This is a genomic window from Aeromonas sp. A35_P (assembly GCF_002259925.1).
GTDB lineage: Bacteria > Pseudomonadota > Gammaproteobacteria > Enterobacterales > Aeromonadaceae > Aeromonas > Aeromonas dhakensis.
This window is the reverse complement of sequence record NZ_NEVB01000249.1, coordinates 1-19,732: the sequence shown is the minus strand read 5'-3', so window position 1 is coordinate 19,732 and position 19,732 is coordinate 1. Positions and strand designations below refer to the sequence as shown.

Genomic DNA, 19,732 nt, shown 5'->3' with positions numbered 1-19,732 from the left:
TTCTATTACTGCATTAAAAAGGCGATGGAGAGGGTCGCAAGGCGGCTCAGGTCGACAGGGTTCTCATGGTATAAAGGGCGATGAATGAGCCCGTATTACCCACACAGGAAGCGTGAATGTCGATCATCAGCTTGTTTCATGTCAATGCCTTCAGCCGCCACCCCTTTGGCGGCAACCCGGCGGTGGTGGCGCTGGGGCCGAGTCAGCCGGATGCCACCCTGCTGGCCATGGCGGCCGAGTTCAACCAGTCGGAGACCGCCTTTCTGGTGCCCCAAGGCCGGGCCCGCTACCAGCTGCGCTGGTTCACCCCCGAGCTGGAAGTGGATCTCTGCGGCCACGGCACCCTGGCGGCGGCCCATGTGTTGTGGCAGACGGGGGCGGTGGCAGAGGGTGAGGTCATTGTCTTCGAGACCCGCAGCGGCGAGCTGCTGGCCCGGCGCGAAGGGGAGTGGATCTGGCTCGATTTCCCGCGCATTGCCCCGGTGCCGCTCGTTCTGGATCCGGCCTATGCGGCTGCGGTCGGTTGCCAGCCGCTGCAAACCCTGGCGGCCGGCGCCAAGTTCTTGCTGGAGATCGCCAGCGAGGAGGAGGTTCGTGCGCTCACCCCAGATTTTCAGGCCCTGCGCGCCCTGCCCGGTCGCGGCCTGATGGTGACTGCGCCCTCGCGCGACCCTGACCATGACTTCGTCTCCCGCTACTTCGCCCCCTGGGTCGGGGTAGACGAGGATCCGGTGACCGGCTCCAACCACTGCGCCCTGGTGCCCTTCTGGGCCGAGCGGCTAGGCAAACAGCAGCTGCGGGCCCGCCAGATCTCGGCCCGGGGTGGTGAGCTGCGGCTTGAATTGCAGGGAGAGCGGGTGCTGATGGCCGGTCAGGCCGTCACCTTGTGGCAAGGTGAGTGGCTGTTGCCGTCAGCCTCATAAGCGCCAGACTGGCGGCGGATTGAGCGTTCGCCACCGGTTTGTGTCCGCCATAAAAAAACGCCCCGCAGTGGCGGGGCGTTTTGATTGTCATGGACGGCAGCAGCGCTGCTGCGGCACTGTTTCTGCGACTCTTACTTTTGTGGACGCAAGGCCGGGAACAGGATGACGTCGCGGATGGTGTGGCTGTTGGTGAACAGCATCACCAGACGGTCGATACCGATACCCTGACCGGCAGTCGGCGGCAGACCGTGTTCCAGCGCGGTGACGAAGTCGGCGTCGTAGAACATGGCTTCGTCATCGCCTGCGGCTTTCTGGTCAACCTGAGCCTGGAAGCGCTCGGCCTGATCTTCCGCATCGTTCAGCTCGGAGAAGCCGTTGGCCAGCTCGCGGCCGCCGATGAAGAATTCGAAGCGGTCGGTGACGTCCGGATTCTGGTCGTTGCGACGGGCTAGCGGAGAGACGGCGGCCGGGTACTCGGTGATGAAGGTCGGCTGCAGCAGCATGTGTTCCACGGTCTCTTCGAAGATCGCGGTGATCACGTGGCCCAGCTCCCAGCTCTTCATCAGCTCGATGTGCAGGCGCTTGGCGACGGCGGTGGCCTTCTCCAGGGTCGCCAGATCGTCACGGGTCACATCCGGGTTGTACTTCAGGATGGAGTCAACCATGGAGAGGCGCTGGAACGGCTGACCGAAATCGATGGTCAGGCCCTCTTCGCCCTCTTTGGCGTAACGGATCTTGGTGTCGCCCAGGATGTCTTGCGCCAGGGTGCGCAGCATCTCTTCGGTGAGGTCCATCAGATCGATGCAGTCGGCGTAGGCCATATAGAACTCGAGCATGGTGAACTCGGGGTTATGGCGAACGGAGATACCTTCGTTACGGAAGTTGCGGTTGATCTCGTAGACACGCTCGAAACCACCGACCACCAGACGCTTCAGATAGAGTTCCGGAGCGATACGCAGGTACATGTCGATGTCCAGTGCGTTGTGGTGGGTGATGAACGGACGGGCAGAGGCGCCACCCGGGATGACCTGCATCATGGGGGTTTCCACTTCCATGAAGCGCTTGTCGTTCAGGAACTTGCGGATACCGGCCACGACCTTGGTACGGGTCACGAAGGTCTTGCGGGACTCTTCGTTGGCGATCAGATCCAGGTAACGCTGACGGCAGCGGGCTTCCTGGTCGGTCAGACCTTTGTGCTTCTCGGGCAGCGGGCGCAGGGCCTTGGTCAGCAGGCGAATGTCGGAGACGTGAACGGAGAGTTCGCCTGTGTTGGTGCGGAACAGGGTACCTTCGACACCCACGATGTCGCCCAGATCCCACTTCTTGAACTGCTCGTTGTAGAAGCCTTCCGGCAGGTCGTCACGGGTGACGTAGACCTGGATCTTGCCTGCCATGTCCTGCAGGGTGGCGAAAGACGCCTTGCCCATGATCCGGCGGGTCATGATGCGACCGGCAATCTTCACCCGTTTACCCAGTGCGGCCAGCTCGTCGGCGCTCTTGTCGCCAAACTCGGCGTGCAGATCGCCGGAGAGGTGGTCACGACGGAAGTCGTTGGGGAAGGGGTTGCCCTGGGCGCGCAAGGCGGCCAGCTTGGAACGACGCTCCTGCATCTCGTTGTTCAGTTCGAGAGTTTGGTCGACTTCCGGAGTGGTGGTTTGTTCAGACATGGTGATTCCTGCTGTTCTGTTTTTTTACAGGCCTGACTTCAGGCTAGCTTCGATAAACTTGTCCAGATCGCCGTCGAGTACCGCCTGGGTATTGCGGGTTTCGACGCCGGTACGTAGATCCTTGATGCGCGCATCATCCAGCACATAGGAACGGATCTGGCTGCCCCAGCCGATGTCGGACTTGGTCTCTTCGAGGGCTTGCTTCTCGGCATTCTGCTTCTGAATTTCCAGCTCGTAGAGCTTGGCCTTCAGCTGCTTCATACACTGATCTTTGTTTTTGTGCTGGGAACGATCGTTCTGGCACTGTACCACGACCCCAGTGGGAATGTGGGTAATACGTACCGCGGATTCGGTCCGGTTGACGTGCTGACCACCGGCGCCGGAGGCACGGTAGACGTCGATGCGCAGGTCGGCCGGGTTGATCTCGATGTCGATGTCATCGTCGATCTCGGGGTAGACGAACACGGAGCAGAACGAGGTGTGGCGACGGCCACCGGAATCGAACGGGGATTTGCGCACCAGGCGGTGCACGCCGGTCTCGGTACGCAGCCAGCCGAACGCATACTCACCGGTGAACTTGATGGTGGCGGACTTGATGCCGGCCACGTCGCCTTCGGAGCATTCGATGAGCTCGGGCTTGTAGCCGTGGGCATCGCCCCAGCGCAGGTACATGCGCAGCACCATGTTGGCCCAGTCCTGGGCCTCGGTACCGCCGGAGCCGGACTGGATGTCGATGTAGCAGTCGGAGGGATCGTGCTGACCGGAGAACATGCGGCGGAACTCGAGGTCCACCAGCTTGGACTCCAGCACGTCGGCTTCGGCCACGGCTTCGTTGAAGGTATCTTCGTCTTCGCCTTCCACGGCCAGCTCGACCAGCATGGCCACGTCGTCAGCCCCCTGGGTCAGGGTGTCGATGGTGCCGACCACGTTTTCCAGCGCGACGCGCTCCTTGCCCAGCGCCTGTGCGCGCTCGGGTTCATTCCAGACGTCCGGCTGTTCCAGCTCGGCGTTGACCTCTTCTAGACGCTCTTTCTTGGCGTCATAGTCAAAGGTACCCCCTAAGCAGCTCGGTCCTCTCAGACAGCTCCTTAAGCTTGTTTAATACAGGATTGACTTCAAACATCGTGAAAACTCTCGGGGTCGATGTGATTTAAAAACGGGATATTCTAGCCAATTGTGGAAGGAATAAACAGGGTCGGCTGTCCTTGTGCGTGCCCGGTAGTCAATTTCTGGTGCAGTTTTCCCCAACTCGGTGGAAAATATCGCCCACCGCCCCATTTTCCGGTTCAGTTTTGTGCCGACGGGTCGTTAATAACTACGCAGTGCTGTGCACTTTTTGGGAAATCCTGTTCCTGACCTCCATAAGAAGAACGCATGATGAAAAATCTATCACTCAAGCAGAAGATACTGTTGTCAGTGGTCATCGCCCTCTCGCTGGTGATCCTGCTGCTCTCCTGGCAGAGCTACACCAGCCAGAAGTCCCTGTTGCTGCAAGGCAGTCAGGAACAGGTGCAACGCCTCGGCAACCAGCAGGCCGCCAGCGTCAGTGACTGGCTCGCGGCCCGTCGCGACGTCATTCAGGCGCTCGGCAACAAGGCCGGTGCCGAGCCCCTCAACGCCCTGCAACAGGCGCAAGTCTCCGGCCGCTTCCAGCTCACCTACTTTGGCGAGAGCAGCGGCAAGATGAACGACTCCGATCCCTCCATCAATCGTGACGGTTACGATCCCCGCTCCCGCGGCTGGTATCAGGAGGCGATGGGCAAGGGTGGCATGATCGTCACCAAGCCTTACCTTGACGTGGCCTACAACATCATGGTGGTGACCCTGGCCCAGCCGGCGCAGGGCGGCGTGGTCGGCGGCGACCTCTCCATCGCCTCCCTGGTGGAAGACGTCACCAAGATGAAGCTGCCGGCCGACGGTTTTGCCATCATGATGCACAAGGACGGCACCGTCATCGCCTACAAGGACGCGGCCAAGGCGATGAAACCGGCCACCGAGATCGACAACGATCTGACCAATGCCCTGATCGAGCAGAGCAAGACCAGCAACAGCCTGGTGCCGGCCTACTTCGACGGCGAAGGGCGCGACAAGCTGCTGTGGGCGGTGGATATCCCCGACACCGACTGGGAGCTGGTGCTGGTGCTGGACAAGGAGACCCTGGAGGCGCCGCTCTCTTCGCTGCTGATGACCCAGCTCGGCCTGGCCCTGCTGGTGCTGGTGGGCAGCATCCTCGCCATCTCCTGGCTGGTCAGCCTGCTGCTCGGCCCGCTCGGCAAGGTCTCCCAGGCGCTGGCCCGTATCGCCGACGGTAACGGCGATCTGACCCAGCGCATCAAGATCGACACCAACGACGAGGTGGGTCAGCTGGCCAACAGCTTCAACCGTTTCGTCGGCAGCCAGCACCAGCTGATCGGCAACATCCGCCAGCTGGCCAACGAGCTGAACGCCGATGCCGAGCGCAGTCTGGTGACCAACCAGGCCGCCGTGGACGAGCTGCAGCGCCAGCAGCAGGAGGTGACCATGGTCGCCACCGCGGTTACCGAGATGGCGAGCGCCACCATGGAGATCGCCGGCAACGCCGAGAACACCGCCGCCGCGGCCCAGCAGTCCGCCCAGAGCAGTGAGCAGGGCAAGATGTTGGTGAACCAGACCCGTCAGTCCATCAACGGTCTGGCCGAGGAAGTGGGGCAGGCGACCGAGGTGATCGGCGAGCTGAGTCGCCACGCCCAGGCCATCTCCGGCATCCTCTCCACCATTCAGGGTATCGCCGAGCAAACCAACCTGCTGGCGCTGAACGCGGCCATCGAAGCGGCCCGCGCCGGTGAACAGGGTCGCGGTTTCGCGGTGGTGGCGGACGAGGTGCGGGTGCTGTCGCGCCGTACCCAGGACTCCACCCAGGAGATCCAGTCCACCATCGAGACCCTGCAGCAGACCACGGCCCGTGCGGTGAGCCTGATGCAGACCAGTCAGGGGCTGGCGGACAACAGCGTGAAAGACGCCGATGCCGCCGCCGCTGCGCTCGAAGAGATCACCCAGGCAGTCAGCCTCATCTCCGACATGGCGGGCCAGATCGCCACGGCCGCCGAGGAGCAGACCCAGGTGACCGGCGAGATCACCCAGAACACCACCGCCATCAAGGATGTGAGTGACGAGATCACCGCCGCTGCCATGCGCGATCTGGATCAGGCCGAGAGTCTCAAGGGGCGGGCCACCGACCTGAACAAGCAGGTCTCGACCTTTATCCTGTAAGTGCCTGAACGCGGCGAACACGGCCGCCATGACCAAGCCCCGCACTCGGCCGAGTGCGGGGCTTTTTGTTTATGGGTCTCGCCACGGCTATCCATGAAGGAAGTGGTGCAGAGAAGCTGGCCAGCAGAAATGGCAGAGCCCACCAGGGGGTGGGCTCTGTTCATAGACGTCTGACGGGAAAGGAATTACAGGAAGGGCAGTGCCAGGAACAGCTTGATCACCATGGCGTTGATGATGTCGATGAAGAAGGCGCCCACCATGGGCACCACCAGAAACGCCAGGTGGGAGGGGCCGAAGCGCTGGGTGATGGCCTGCATGTTGGCGATGGCGGTGGGGGTGGCCCCCAGACCAAAGCCGCAGTGGCCCGCTGCCAGCACGGCCGCATCATAGTTGCGGCCCATCACCCGGAAGGTGACGAAGATGGCGTAGAGCGCCATGGCCACGGTCTGGGCCGCCAGCAGGATGAAGATGGGCAGCGCCAGGTTGGCCAGATCCCACAGTCGCAGGCTCATCAGCGCCATCGCCAGGAACAGCGACAGACTGACGTTGCCGAGCAGGGAGACTTCGCGGTCGCTCACCTCGTGCCAGTTGAGCAGGGTCAGCACGTTGCGCAGCAGCACGCCGACGAACAGCACGCAGACGAACACCGGCAGCTCGAAGGCGCCGCCCTTGAGATAGGCGGAGAGCATCTCGCCCCCCTTCAGGCTGATGGCGATCAGCGCCAGGGTCTCGATCAGGCTGAAGGTGGTGAGCGGGCGCTCCATGTCCGGCATCTCGAAGCCTTGTGGCGCGTCGTCCCGGTTGTGCTCCTCGCCGGGCACCTGCACCTTCTTCACCAGATAGCGGGCCACCGGACCACCGATCAGGCCCCCCAGCACCAGGCCGAAGGTGGCACAGGCGATGGCGAGCTCGGCGGCGGATTGCACCCCGTACTTCTCGGTGAAGGTGGCGCCCCAGGCCGCTCCGGTGCCGTGGCCGCCGGAGAGGGTGATGGAGCCGGCCAGCAGCCCCATGTGGGGATCCAGACCGAGCAGGGTGGCTAGACCCACCCCCAGGCTGTTCTGCACCAGCAGCAGGCCGGTGACCACCAGCAGGAAGGTGAGCACCGCCTTGCCGCCGCGCTTGAGACTGGCGAGATCGGCGGAGAGACCGATGGAGGCGAAGAACGCCAGCATCAGCGGGGTTTGCAGGCTGGTATCGAACTGCAGCTCCATCTGCAGGGTGGAGCGCAGCAGCAGCAGCACCAGGGCAACCACCAGGCCGCCGGCAACCGGTTTGGGGATGTTGAAGGTGCGCAGCAGCCCGACTCGGGTCACCAGCAGACGACCGAGCAGCAACACCAGGGTGGCTGCGACCAGGGTGGCGTAGGAATCAAGTTGTAGCATTCAGTACTCCCATGTTGATTGGCTGTGTCTTTCGTTGATGCAGACTCACAGATTCAGCCGGGATAAAAACAGTGTGGCTCAGGTGCCAACAAAGAAGGGGCGACATGCCCCCGCCCCACGTAAGAATGGGACCGGTGCGGGCCTGAATTGATCAGGCATCCAGATGAGATTTATGAAAAATCGAGCGGATAGTAGCAAAAAACACCACTTATATCCACATTTGTCAGATAAATGGTCGTTCATTGTGTTTGTTGTGAAATTTAACACTATCGGGTTAGTCGCGGTGCAAGCCGGGGTGAGGGCTATTTCCTGGCTGTCATTTGGGGCACCAGTCCCTATAATTCGGCGATTTTTGGCCCGCGGACGGCACTGGTGGGATGTGAGCCGGCGGCCTGGCGCGCTATCATGTGCGGGCTTTCGGCCCATGGCGAATGCGGCAGGCAGTCGATGCCACCGTTTCGTCCCGTTTGAGCCACGATTCGCGGCTGTTGTGCCCATCAAAGAGGAGAGGGTGTGAAGAAGTCCATCTATATCGCCTACACAGGCGGCACCATAGGGATGCAGCGTTCCGACCACGGCTATGTGCCGATGGCGGGCTTCATGGAAGACTGTCTGGCGCGGATGCCCGAGTTCCATCGTCCCGAGATGCCGGATTACCATATTCACGAATATGCGCCCCTCATCGACTCTTCCGACATGACGCCGGCGGACTGGCAGCGCATCGCCGAGGACATTCGTGACAACTACGAGAAATACGACGGTTTCGTCATCCTGCACGGCACCGACACCATGTCGTTCACCGCCTCGGCGCTCTCCTTCATGCTCGAAGATCTGCACAAGCCGGTGATCATTACCGGCTCCCAGATCCCGCTCGCCGAGCTGCGCTCTGACGGTCAGCAGAACCTGCTCAATGCCCTCTACATTGCGGCCAACTACCCGATCCACGAGGTGACGCTGTTCTTCAACAACCAGCTCTATCGCGGCAACCGCAGCAAGAAGGTGCACGCCGACGGCTTCCACGCCTTCGATTCGCCCAACTACCCGCCGCTGCTCAACGCCGGCATCGCCATCTCGCTGGAGGCTGGCGAGCTGGATGTGCCCTCCGAGCGGCCGCTGGTGCTGCACGACATCACCCCTCAACCCATCGGCGTGGTGACTCTCTATCCCGGCATCTCGGCCGAGGTGATTGCGAACATCCTGCAGCAGCCGGTGCGGGCGCTGATCCTGCTCTCCTTCGGGGTGGGCAATGCGCCGCAGAATCCGGCCATGCTGGCGCTGCTCTCCGAGGCATCGGCGCGTGGCGTCATCATCGTCAACCTGAGCCAGTGTCTGCACGGCAAGGTCAACATGGGGGGCTATGCCACCGGCAACGCCCTGTCGCGCGCCGGGGTCATCTCGGGCTTTGACATGACCGCCGAGGCGGCGCTGACCAAGCTGCACTTCCTGCTGAGCCAGGATCTGCCGGCGCCGCGCATCCGCGAGCTTATGCAGCAGTCCCTGCGGGGTGAGCTGACCCCCTGACTGGTTCCCCCTCACCCTCTCCCAGCGGGAGAGGGGATAGCTCGAGGTGCTGTTGGCCGCGAAGCTTGCCATGAAGATCGCCGGCAGGTGGCCCGCTTACTGTTAGCAGGTGCGTGCTAGCTCCCTTCTCCCCTGGTGGGAGAAGGGCCGGGGATGAGGGGGATGAGTCATCCTGCATAGATAGGAAAAAAGAGGGGAGCCATCATGGCTCCCCTCTTTCGTTTCGTTACCGCGATAGGTGACGTGCGGCCTGCCTCAGTGGCTGAGGTCGACCCGCACTATCTCTTCCTCGTCGCGATACTGGCGCTTGAGCTCGCTCTTGCTCTTCATCACGATCTCGCCGTCACGGCCGATGTTCATGTGCTCGGGGTTCTCAAGGTGCATCGCTTGCCAGGCCATTACCGCCTGCAGCGACGTGGCCTTCTGCTCGTCGGTGAGCGGCTTGCCATCGGGCCACTTGCCGAGCTCGACCGCGGTCTTGAGCCGCTCGTACACCTCTTTGGGCATCTGCCTGATTGCTTGCAAAAACTCACCTTGTTGAAACGACATCCGGCCTTCTCCTTGCACATTGAGCCATGACGAATCGGGATCAGACCGGCAGATCCTGGCGAACTGCGCCAGCCATCTGCTCCATCACCCGCACTACCTGACAACTGTACCCGAACTCGTTGTCATACCATACGTAGAGCACGCAGTGATCCCCCTCGGCGATGGTGGCCTGGGAGTCGACGATGCCCGCAAAGCGGGAGCCCACCATGTCGGAGGAGACCAGCTCGGTGCTGGCGCTGAAGTCGATCTGGCGATGCAGGGCGGAGCTCAGCGCCATCTGCTGCAGATAGGCGTTGAGGCTCTCCCGATCGGTGGTCTGCTCCAGCGACAGGTTGATGATGGCCAGCGACACGTTGGGAGTCGGCACCCGGATGGCGTTGCCGGTCAGCTTGCCCTTGAGCTCGGGCAGCGCCTTGGCCACCGCCTTGGCGGCGCCGGTGCTGGTCATCACCATGTTGAGGGCCGCGCTGCGACCGCGTCGCTCGCCCTTGTGATAGTTGTCGATGAGGTTCTGGTCATTGGTGTAGGAGTGCACCGTCTCCACGTGGCCGTGACGGATGCCGTACTTGTCCTGCATTACCTTGAGCACCGGGGTGATGGCGTTGGTGGTGCAGGAGGCGGCGGAGATGATCTTGTCATCGGGCCCGATCACCTCGTGGTTGACCCCGAACACCACGTTCTTCATCTCCCCCTTGCCGGGAGCGGTCAGCAGCACTCGGGCGGCGCCACGCGCCTTGAGGTGCTCGGACAGACCCGCCTCGTCACGCCAGACGCCGGTGTTGTCGACGATCAGCGCATCGTGAATGCCGTAGGCGGTGTAGTCGATGTCGGCCGGGCTGTTTGCATAGATCACCTGGATGAAGGTGCCATTGGCGATGATGGCGCTGCGATCACTATCCACTTCGATGGAGCCGTTGAAGGGGCCGTGCACCGAGTCACGGCGCAGCAGGCTGGCACGCTTCTCCAGATCCCCGTCGCGACCGCCACGCACCACGATGGCACGCAGCCGCAGGGAGTTGGCGGCGCCAGTGCGCTCGATCAGCAACCGGGCCAGCAGACGGCCGATGCGGCCGAAGCCGTACAGCACCACGTCGGTCGGAGTCGGTACGCCGCGACCCAGGGCCGGTGCCAGCTTGGCACGCAGGTAGTCGTCGATGCCGGCGTCATCCTGGTGATCCTGCCAGTAACCCACGGCCAGTTTGCCCAGATCGATCTCGGCGGCGGTCGGGTTCAGGGCCAGGATGGCTTGCAGCAGGGGAAAGCTCTGTTGGATCGGGAGGGGGGCTCCCTGGTGGCGGCGAACGACCCGGTGGGCCTTGAGGATATCGATGGTGGAGGCGTTTTGCAGCGGGCGGCCGAAGATGGTGATCTCGATCCCTTGCTGACGGTAGAGACGACCGATCAGGGGTTGCATGGCTTCGGCGAGCTCCTGGCTCTCCTGCCACGCTTGCAGATAGTGCTCGTGGGTCATTAACCAGATCCTTTATTTCACGTTGTTGGGGCAAATAGAAATTCGTCGAATGCAGATCAGTGTAGGGGTGTATATTTCGTTATATTATTCTGCAATCGCGGCCTTATACGGCGCGCGCATTGTAATGGATATGTAACCGGTTTGCTAGCCGTAGGTGGCCGCTCGAGGCTCCCGTTGTTATCAACCTGCGTTTTCAACAAGATGTGAGCCATGGCCAATTTGCCCCTGCGACAGACCTTCATCATGCTTTCCGTCGGCCTTGCCGTTGCGGGCTGCAATGACGACCGGATCCACAATATTTGCAGCAACCATCCCGAGCTCTGTCAGGATCTGGTAGACGATGGCTGGTGCCGCTACGAGCGTACCGACATCATTCGCAGCCGCTTCTATCTCAAGGAGGAGGGGACGGATCGGCGCAAGTATGAGCTGATGCGCAACCTGGAGCGCTACCTCAAATGTGCCGAACGCTCCACCAACATAGAGTACAAGAATGCCCGCGAGCAGAAGAGCCCGCGGGTGGAGGGGATGCTGGCGGCTGGCGACCAGCTTGCCCAGCTCGATGCCGCTACCCGCAATGCCAAGGATCCCTATCTGCTGCTCTGGCACTGGACCAACAACACCAACGAGCAGGCCCGCCAGCAGTTTCTGGCGCTGGAGGGGCAGCCCGCGCTCGAGGAGCCCGAACTGCAGCTGGCGCTCGGAGGCATCTATGCCAAGCGCGAGCCGCAAAAGGCCATCGCGCTGATGCAGCATGCGCTCTCTCTCTACCGGGAAGGGGATCAGATCAACGGCCGCATCCTCACCTCCCTCAGCACCCTCTACATGGGTCAGAAGGAGTATGGGCAAGCCTATCTGTGGGGCAAGGTGAGCGAGTCGTTCCAGAATGCCGCCGAGGTGTCGGCCAGCCGTTTCAGCCTCTACCACTCCCTGAGCAAGCAACAGCAGGAGGGGCTGGACAGCCAGGCCGCCATCCTGGTCGAACAGCTGAAAAGCGGAACCTATCGTCCCTGAACCCTGATGAACCATATTGAATCTCTGGCCAGCGACTGGCCGCACCCCTTCGACATCCGGCTCACTCACGGCCGGGTCAACACGGATGGCCGCCAGCTGGAGCGGGTCACCGTCCGGGCCATCGTGTTGCGTGGCGACCAGCTGCTGCTGGTGCACTCCAGTGTCAACGGCGATCTCATGTTTCCCGGTGGCGGCATCGAGCACGGAGAGTGCCACAACACGGCCCTGGCCCGCGAGTTGCGCGAAGAGTGCGGTGCCGAGCTGGTGGCGGTCGGTGCCCTGCTCGGGCAGACGCGGGAGTACCGCCCCGCTAGGGAGATGGACTACGACGCCTACTGCATCCGCTCCTTCTACTACCTCTGTCAGGTGGGGGAGAACTGGAGCGAGCCACGGCCTCAGCCCTACGAAATAAGGCTCGGCTTCACGCCAGGCTGGTTCGAGCTGACCGAGGCGCTGCAGACCAACAAGACCCAGCTGGCGGGCCCCTGTCCCCAGTGGACGGCGCGGGAGACCCGGGTGCTGGCCGAACTGCACCACTGGCACGGCGCCGGCCTGCTGGGCTGAGTGCTTTCACTGCGCCATAAAAAAAACCGCCGGTCGGCGGTTTTTTTGCACTTGCTGCCGATCAGGGCGTGCAGACCGGGCAGAGGGCGTAGGTGCCTTGCGGATCGTTGAAGCGGGTCAGCGGGTCCAGGCTGCGGTTCACCTCCACCAGCGCTTTGCCAAGCCCGGCCGGCAGCCAGCTCTGCAGGTGCGAAGCCAGTACCAGGGCGCTGCTGTCGAACAGCTGGCGCAGGAACTTGTCCTTGGCCGACTCTTCCTGCTCGATGGGGGTGACCTGCCACTCCTTGAGGTTGGCCAGCTCGGCTGCCGCCTTGATGGCCGCCTCCTGATCGCCAAACTCGTCCACCAGACCCAGCGCCTTGGCATCCTGGCCGGTCCAGACCCGGCCCTCGGCCGCTTTCTCGGTCTCTTCCGGGCTCAGGCCGCGGCCCTTGCTCACCAGACCGACGAAGCGCTGATAGGTATCCTCCACGTTTAGCTGGATCGCCTGGCCGACGTGTTCCGGCAGGGCACGGGTCAGACCGACGCCGACATAGTCGGTGGTGCCGACACCGTCCGTGTGCACCCCGTACTGGGAGAGCGCCTTGTCGATGGTGGCGAACATGCCGAACACCCCGATGGAGCCGGTGAGGGTGGTGGGGGAGGCGAAGATCTTGTCCGCATCGGCGGAGATCCAGTAACCGCCGGAGGCGGCGTAGCTGCCCATGGAGATCACCACCGGTTTGCCGGCCTGCTTGAGGGCCAGCAGCTCGGCGCGGATCTGCTCGGCGGCGAAGGCGCTGCCGCCGGGGCTGTCGACCCGCAGCACCACGGCCTTCACCTTGTCGTCGCGGCGGGCATCGGCCAGTAGATCGGCGAGGCTGTCACCGCCTATGGTGCCAGCGGGCTGGACACCATCCATGATGGCGCCGCTGGCGACGATGAGACCTACCTCATCCTTGCCGCTCTGGGGATACTGACTCGGAATGGCGGCCAGGTACTCCTTGAGGCCCACCCCCTTCCAGCCGTGGTCATCGGTCTCGCCCACTTCCTTGATCACCGCCTGGGTCATCTCGTCGCGGGTCGCCAGCTGGTCCACCAGACCGTTGTCGAGGGCGTAGTTGGCCGCGTTGCCGCCGGCCTTGCGCAGCAGCTCGAGGAAGCGATCCTTGCCCGGTGCGACGGCGTCCGGTTCGATTTCACGCTGCTCGGCCACGTCGGCCACATAGGATTGCCACAGCTGATCCAGCCAGCGCTGGTTCGCCTCCTTGCTCTCGGGGGACATCTCGTCACGGGTATAGGGTTCGACGAAAGATTTGTAGGTGCCGACCTTGAACACGTGCGGGGTGATGTTGAGCTTCTCCAGCGCCGACTTGTAGTAGGTCTGGTAGACACCGAGCCCCTCGATCACCACGGCGCCGCTCTGGTTGAGCAGCACGTGATCGGCGTGGGCGGCCAGCAGGTACTGGCCCTGGGTGTAGAAGTCGGCCATGGCGATGACCGGCTTGCCGCTCTCCTTGAATGCATCGATGGCGCTCGCCACCTCCTGCAGTTTGGAGAAGCTGGTGCCCTGCAGCCCCTGGGGCTTGATCACCAGCGCCTTGATGCGATCGTCATCCTTGGCGTTCTTGATGGCCCACAGCAGATCGGAGAGGACGATCTCGCTGGGCAGCTCGTCGCTGTTGTCCACCTGGCGCAGCAGTTGCACCGTGGGATCGGTTTGCGAGCGCTGTTCCACCAGCACACCGGATAGATTGAGGGTGAGGGCCCCTTCGATGGGGGCGCTGGGGGCCTCTTTCTGGCTGACGCTGAAGACGATGATCAAGACCACGACGAGAAACAGCAGATTGACCAGCATCAGCCGGGTGAAATTGAGCAGGCGCCACAGGCTGCGAAACAGCCAACCCAGACCTTTGAAAATAGACATAGTCGCGTTATCGCCCTGTTAATGGGGAGGAAAGCGCCATTATTAACCAGTTGGGCGGTGAAATGCCATTTCCGCTTGGAGAGGATCGGCGCCGGTGAGTTCGGAACACGTCTGTTCGCCGAAAAATTGTCCAAACATTTGTTTGAAAAAGCATTTTTGATTCTTTACTCTAGCCTCGGTTTGATAACAAAAAATTAACTGGAGGCCTTGTGAGCCGCACACCCATACTGCCGTCTTGTCCCGGGCCTGAACTCGGACGGCCGCAGATGGGGGTGGTGCCATCCAGCCCGGCCCCGAAAAGGAGTTCATGATGAGCCGTTACCCGACCCTGCTGACCCCCCTCGATCTGGGCTTTACCCAGCTGCGCAACCGCGTGTTGATGGGATCCATGCACACCGGCCTCGAAGAGGAGAAGGGGGGCTTTGACAAGCTGGCCGCCTTCTATGGCGAGCGGGCCCGGGGCGGGGTCGGCCTCATCGTGACCGGCGGCATCGCCCCCAACCTGCGCGGCCGCCTGGTGCCCCACGGTTCCCAGCTGAGCTTTCCCTGGCAGGTGGCCAAGCACAAGAAGGTGACCAGTGCGGTGCATCAGGAGGGGGGCAAGATAGCGCTGCAGATCCTCCATGCCGGCCGCTACGCCTATCATCCATTCAGCCTGGCGCCGAGCGCCCTCAAGGCCCCCATCTCTCCGTTCAAGCCGCGTGCCATGAGCGAGCGCCAGATCCGCGGCACCATCCGCGATTTCGCCGCCACCGCGCAGCTGGCCAAGGTGGCCGGTTATGACGGGGTCGAGGTGATGGGGTCGGAAGGCTATCTCATCAACCAGTTCATCTGTGAGCGCACCAACAAGCGCACCGATGGCTGGGGTGGCAGCAGCGAAAACCGCATGCGCTTCCCGGTGGAGATTGTCCGCGCCATCCGCGAGCGGGTCGGGCCGGATTTCATCATCATCTTCCGCCTCTCCATGCTGGATCTGGTGGAGCAGGGCTCTTCCCTTGAGGAAGTGATCGCCCTTGGCAAGGCGCTGGAGCAGGTGGGGGTTACCCTCATCAACACCGGCATCGGCTGGCATGAGGCGCGCATTCCCACCATCGCCACCAGCGTGCCGCGTGGCGCCTTCAGCTGGGTGACGGCCGAGCTGAAAAAACACCTCAAAGTGCCGCTTATCACCACCAACCGCATCAACACCCCCGAGGTGGCCGAACGCATATTGGCACAGGGCGAGGCGGATATGGTCTCCATGGCGCGCCCCTTCCTGGCCGACCCCGAATTTGTCATCAAGGCCGCCGAAGACAGGGCGGACGAGATCAATACTTGCATCGCCTGCAACCAGGCCTGCCTCGACCATGTCTTCAAACAGAAGCGTGCCTCCTGCCTGGTCAATCCGCGTGCCTGCTTCGAGACCGAACTCACCTTCGGCCGGGTGCCCCAGCCCAAGAAGCTGGCGGTGGTGGGGGCCGGCCCCGCCGGGTTGGCGTTTGCCTGCTACGCCGCCGAGCGCGGCCATCAGGTGAGCCTGTTCGATCAGGCCAGCGAGATCGGCGGCCAGTTCAACTTCGCCAAGCAGATCCCGGGCAAGGAGGAGTTTCACGAAACCCTGCGCTACTTTGCCAAGCGGCTGGAGAAGTGTGGCGTCGAGCTCTATCTGGGCCAGCGCCAGAGTGCCGAGAGTCTGCTCGGCGGCGGCTTTGACGAGGTGATCCTTGCCACCGGCATCCGCCCGCGCACCCCCAACATCCCGGGTATCGAGCATCCCAAGGTGATGAGCTACCTCGATGTCTTGCGGGATCACAAACCGGTGGGCGAGAAGGTGGCGGTGATCGGCGCCGGCGGCATCGGCTTTGACGTGGCCGAATACCTGGTAGAGGGCAAGGGGGATCGCAGCCGCGATCACTGGCTCAAGGAGTGGGGAATCGACAAGCAGCTCGGCGAGCGTGGCGGCCTGATGGCCCCGGTGATCGACGCCCCCGAGCGCCAGGTGTGGCTGCTCCAGCGCAAGGAGAGCAAGGTGGGCAACGGCCTGGGCAAGACCACCGGCTGGATCCACCGCACCGTGCTCAAAAACCGCAAGGTGGAGATGCTCTCCGGCGTGCAGTACCTGCGTATCGACGACGAGGGGCTCCACATCCGGGTGGGCGACCAGCAGCAGTGCCTGCCGGTGGATCAGGTGATCATCTGCGCGGGGCAGGAGCCGCTCAAGGAGTTGCAGGCCGGTCTGCAGGCGGCGGGCAAGCCGGTACACATCATCGGCGGGGCCGACGTGGCCGCCGAGCTGGATGCCAAGCGCGCCATCCGCCAGGGGGCGGAGCTGGCAGCCCTCATCTAGCAGAGGCATCGGCATGGGAAGGCGAGAGGGGCGGCAAGCCCCTCTTTGCATTGGGAAAATCCTTGCGCTGGCAGAGCCGGCGTTTGTGGCTTGACTGAAATTAACATAGGGTCAACAAATACCTGTCTGGCGTCATGAGGGATGTACCGCCAGACGGGGGCTGGCTCAGCAAGCCAGATATGCCCCCTTGGTGCCACCATTGGCCTGAACGTGTCGGCCAATCCCCTCTCCCGGACAAGGCAATAAGGACATTACCATGTGCCCGGCAACGCCCATAAACCCAGTCTGCAACCATGCTCCTCGTGTTGGCTCAGTCGCATTGGCGGTGATGCTGTATTGCTCACCGGCGTTGGCGGATCCTGCCGGCAGATTGATCTTTCTTGGCTGGACCAGCGATCAGCTGCATTCAGTCTGGCTCTCAGCCGTGTCATCCGGCCAGTTTGAAGTGGAGTCGGCCAAGCAGGGGCAAGTCTATGACAACTGGAGTCAGGACCGCAGAGGTCTGCATCTGACCCTGTCACCCGAGGTGCAAAACGGCGGCACCCACAAGTTATATGCCTATCTGGATACGACATCAGGTAAACGAGTCCTGCTCGATACGGATAACCAGCAAAATGGACATTTCACCTTTCCCGGTAATTTCACTCCGCCCACTCTGCCGACCAGGCCGCTCCCTCCTATCGCTGTTTTGCCTCCCGAGAGTGGTGTAACACCGCCGATAGGTACTCTGCCGCCACAGGGGATGATGCCGACCCGGCCCGGCGGCGTAACACCGCCGATAGGCACTTTGCCGCCGCAGGGAATGATGCCGACCCGGCCCGGCGGCGTAACACCGCCGATAAGCACTTTGCCGCCGCAGGGGATGATGCCGACCCGGCCCGGCGGCGTAACACCGCCGGTGGGCACTTTGCCGCCACAGGGGATGATGCAGACCCGACTAGGCGGCGTAACACCGCCGGTGGGCACTTTACCGCCACAGGGGATGATGCCGACTCTGCCCGGTGGCGTAACACCGCCGGTTGGCACTCTGCCGCCGCAGGGCGTGATGCCGACTCGACCCGGAGTTTTACAGCCGCCCACAGGTCTGCTGCCCACGCCTGTGCTCCCGATGGTAACGCATCCGGCAGGAGAGCTGGCGAGCGAGCGCGCCTGGAATGAAACCAGATTGTGCGTCATGGCAGACGAGCGAGCACAGCTGCCGCCCACCCTGCGCGATCGATATCCGGATTGCCCCTCTTCCCGGGAGGCTGTGGTTGCGGTTGGGCAGCTCGAGCCCAGACGCTGGGCCTTGTGGGGGGACGAGGTCTACTACGACATAGCGGATCACCGGGAAGGGAGCGATCTGTCCGGCAGTACCAATGTGTTTACTCTGGGGGCAGAGACTCGTCTCGATCAGGCTATGTCGCTGGGAGTTGCCGTCTCCCGACTCGACAGCAAGGCAAGTGCCTTCGAAGGGGGGATGAGGCTGGCGGCAGGGGGCTACAATCTGGGCCCCTACCTCACCTATCAATTGTCGGAACGCTGGATGCTGGATGCGACCCTGATGTATGGCTGGATGGACAACGAGCAAGGCTTGCTGTTTCTCAGCGGTGACTACGGTTCGACGTCCGTGAGCGGCAACCTGGGGGGCTCGGCCCAGTTCGAGTGGGACGCGTTCACCCTCCGTCCCCGACTCGCGATCAGTTACAGTCATGGCCGCAGTGACAGCTATCGGTTGCAAGGGAATTACCGTGGCCTGCCCCTGCAGCTGGAACGGGGGCGCGACAGTTACAACCAGGGTAACCTGATGGGGACGCTGGAGCTGAGCCGGCTCTATCATACCCGCGATGGTGTGCTGGTGATGCCTTATGGGGAACTGGGTCTCGATTATGGCTTTGAGAGACCCAACGATGGCTATATCCTGACGGGCAATCTGGACATGGCCCGCACCCAGCCGTTGAGCGGCACTATGCGGGTCGGGCTGCGCACTCTGCTGGGTGGAGACACCACGGTCACGGCCAGTACCGGTTATCTCAGCCTGGGTCAGGGGGGGCTGAATGTCTGGGAATGGAGGCTCAATCTTTCCAGGTCATTCTGAGCTCGGGCCAGACCTTTTCTCAATGAAGGAGATTTTGATGGATGCACTGACGTTATTGCTCAACCGCCACTCCTGTGGCCGTCTGGCCGAGCCGGCCCCTGCCGGCGAGGTGCTCGACAATATCCTCAAGGCCGGACTGCGGGCGCCGGATCACGGCACCCTGACCCCCTGGCAGTTCATCCTGTTTGAAGGGGAGGGGCGCGAACGGCTGGGCACCCTGCTGGCGGAAGCCGCTCGTAGCCGTGGTGAGGATGAAGATAGCATCAAGAAGTGCCGGGAAGCTCCGCTGCGTGCGCCCTTGGTGATCGCGGTGGCAACCCGCCATCAGGAGCACCCCAAGGTGCCCCGACTGGAGCAGGAGCTCTCCGCCGGCTGCGCCCTGATGGCGATGCAGATGGCGGCCCAGGCCCAGGGCTTCAACGGCATCTGGCGTTCCGGCTGGTTTATCTTTGACGAGCAGATCCAGGCTGGTCTTGGCCTTGGCACAGACGATCAGCTGGTGGGCTTCCTCTACCTCGGCACCCCCATGCTGGAGGCCCGCAAGCTGCGCGAGCTGCCGGTGAGCGAGTTCGTGCGCCGCTTCTAGTCTGATGAACTGTTGATAAGGCCCTGACTTGTCAGGGCTTTTTTGTTTCTGGCGACAGGCTGTACTGATAAATGAAAAATTGCCAAGAGGCAGGCCGTGGCTGGCAGGGAATTTTTTAAATAGTGAGATGCCGTTCTCAATCCTGGTTTATTACGCTACCTGATTACCCATGATTAGCAGTCACCCCGAACTATACTGATCTTATGCACAGTTATCGAGGAGCGAGATCATGGCCAAAAGCAAAGTCCAATTCCAGAAAGGCTACAGCCTGTTTGAGCTTCTCAAGGACTATGGCACTGAAGCTCAGTGCGAAAACGCGTTGTTCACTTGGCGTTTTCCTCACGGCTTTGTCTGCCCTGAATGTGCCAACAAGACCTGTTGTCACCTGAAAAGTCGGCCACGCGTGCTGCAATGCAATCACTGCCATCACCAGATGTCATTGACTGGGAACACTATTTTCGCAAACACCAAGCTCCCGCTGACCAAGTGGTTTCTGG

The 19,732-nt window shown here is 62.2% G+C and carries 15 protein-coding genes; 9 read left to right on the top strand and 6 right to left on the bottom strand.

Translation table 11 applies throughout. The annotated features are described in order from the left end of the window. The first annotated feature begins 116 nt into the window (after positions 1-116). Positions 117-923 (top strand): PhzF family phenazine biosynthesis protein, encoded by an 807-nt coding sequence (locus CAK78_RS20720; RefSeq protein ID WP_094698542.1) that lies wholly within the window; start codon positions 117-119, stop codon positions 921-923. A 131-nt stretch (positions 924-1,054) separates the two neighbouring features. On the opposite strand, the gene lysS is transcribed toward CAK78_RS20720, so the two are convergent. Both lysS and prfB read right to left on the bottom strand, forming a co-directional pair. Continuing rightward, positions 1,055-2,590 (bottom strand): lysine--tRNA ligase, encoded by a 1,536-nt coding sequence (gene lysS, locus CAK78_RS20715; RefSeq protein WP_094698541.1) that lies wholly within the window; start codon positions 2,588-2,590, stop codon positions 1,055-1,057. 24 nt (positions 2,591-2,614) lie between these two features. After that, positions 2,615-3,713 (bottom strand): peptide chain release factor 2 gene (prfB, locus tag CAK78_RS20710; RefSeq protein ID WP_099358782.1). Its coding sequence is split into 2 segments (ribosomal slippage): positions 2,615-3,637 and positions 3,639-3,713, totalling 1,098 coding nucleotides; the frame shifts between segments, so codons are not numbered across the junction. 254 nt (positions 3,714-3,967) lie between these two features. Between prfB and CAK78_RS20705 the strand changes: the two genes are divergently transcribed. Next, on the top strand, positions 3,968-5,839 hold the full coding sequence (locus tag CAK78_RS20705; protein WP_017780299.1) for a methyl-accepting chemotaxis protein: 1,872 nt from the start codon (positions 3,968-3,970) through the stop codon (positions 5,837-5,839). Between the two features lie 185 nt (positions 5,840-6,024). On the opposite strand, the gene gltS is transcribed toward CAK78_RS20705, so the two are convergent. Next, positions 6,025-7,224 (bottom strand): sodium/glutamate symporter, encoded by a 1,200-nt coding sequence (gltS, locus tag CAK78_RS20700; RefSeq protein WP_005297985.1) that lies wholly within the window; start codon positions 7,222-7,224, stop codon positions 6,025-6,027. A 513-nt stretch (positions 7,225-7,737) separates the two neighbouring features. Between gltS and ansA the strand changes: the two genes are divergently transcribed. After that, complete coding sequence (gene ansA, locus CAK78_RS20695) at positions 7,738-8,745, top strand: asparaginase (protein WP_043170309.1); 1,008 nt, start codon at positions 7,738-7,740, stop codon at positions 8,743-8,745. 255 nt (positions 8,746-9,000) lie between these two features. Here the strand turns inward: ansA and CAK78_RS20690 are convergent, their stop codons facing one another. Further along, positions 9,001-9,294 (bottom strand): YeaC family protein, encoded by a 294-nt coding sequence (locus CAK78_RS20690; RefSeq protein WP_094698540.1) that lies wholly within the window; start codon positions 9,292-9,294, stop codon positions 9,001-9,003. 40 nt (positions 9,295-9,334) lie between these two features. Beyond that, on the bottom strand, positions 9,335-10,765 hold the full coding sequence (locus tag CAK78_RS20685; protein WP_094698539.1) for a glyceraldehyde-3-phosphate dehydrogenase: 1,431 nt from the start codon (positions 10,763-10,765) through the stop codon (positions 9,335-9,337). Between the two features lie 210 nt (positions 10,766-10,975). On the opposite strand from CAK78_RS20685, the gene CAK78_RS20680 reads away from it, so the two are divergent. Together CAK78_RS20680 and CAK78_RS20675 are read left to right on the top strand one after the other, a co-directional pair. Further along, entirely contained in the window at positions 10,976-11,776 is an 801-nt protein-coding gene (locus tag CAK78_RS20680) for a DUF2989 domain-containing protein (protein WP_094698538.1), read from the top strand. A gap of 6 nt (positions 11,777-11,782) precedes the next feature. Then, entirely contained in the window at positions 11,783-12,340 is a 558-nt protein-coding gene (locus CAK78_RS20675; protein ID WP_094698537.1) for an NUDIX domain-containing protein, read from the top strand. Positions 12,341-12,401: 61 nt separating this feature from the next. Here the strand turns inward: CAK78_RS20675 and sppA are convergent, their stop codons facing one another. Next, positions 12,402-14,246 carry a signal peptide peptidase SppA gene (gene sppA / locus CAK78_RS20670; RefSeq protein WP_094698536.1) on the bottom strand — a complete coding sequence of 615 codons (1,845 nt, stop codon included), beginning with the start codon at positions 14,244-14,246 and terminating at the stop codon, positions 12,402-12,404. 310 nt (positions 14,247-14,556) lie between these two features. Here sppA and CAK78_RS20665 point away from each other — a divergent pair, with 310 nt between their 5' ends. The 4 genes from CAK78_RS20665 to CAK78_RS20650 form a co-directional block, all read left to right on the top strand. Then, a complete protein-coding gene (locus CAK78_RS20665) occupies positions 14,557-16,572 on the top strand; it encodes an NADPH-dependent 2,4-dienoyl-CoA reductase (protein ID WP_094698535.1) in 2,016 nt (671 codons plus the stop codon). Between the two features lie 1,174 nt (positions 16,573-17,746). Then, positions 17,747-18,649, top strand: a complete 903-nt coding sequence (locus CAK78_RS20660; RefSeq protein WP_254924845.1) for an autotransporter outer membrane beta-barrel domain-containing protein — start codon at positions 17,747-17,749, stop codon at positions 18,647-18,649. A 37-nt stretch (positions 18,650-18,686) separates the two neighbouring features. Further along, a complete protein-coding gene (locus CAK78_RS20655) occupies positions 18,687-19,235 on the top strand; it encodes an NAD(P)H nitroreductase (protein WP_094698533.1) in 549 nt (182 codons plus the stop codon). A gap of 229 nt (positions 19,236-19,464) precedes the next feature. Further along, the coding region (locus tag CAK78_RS20650) for a transposase (RefSeq protein WP_141214188.1) at positions 19,465-19,732 on the top strand (268 nt) is incomplete at its 3' end.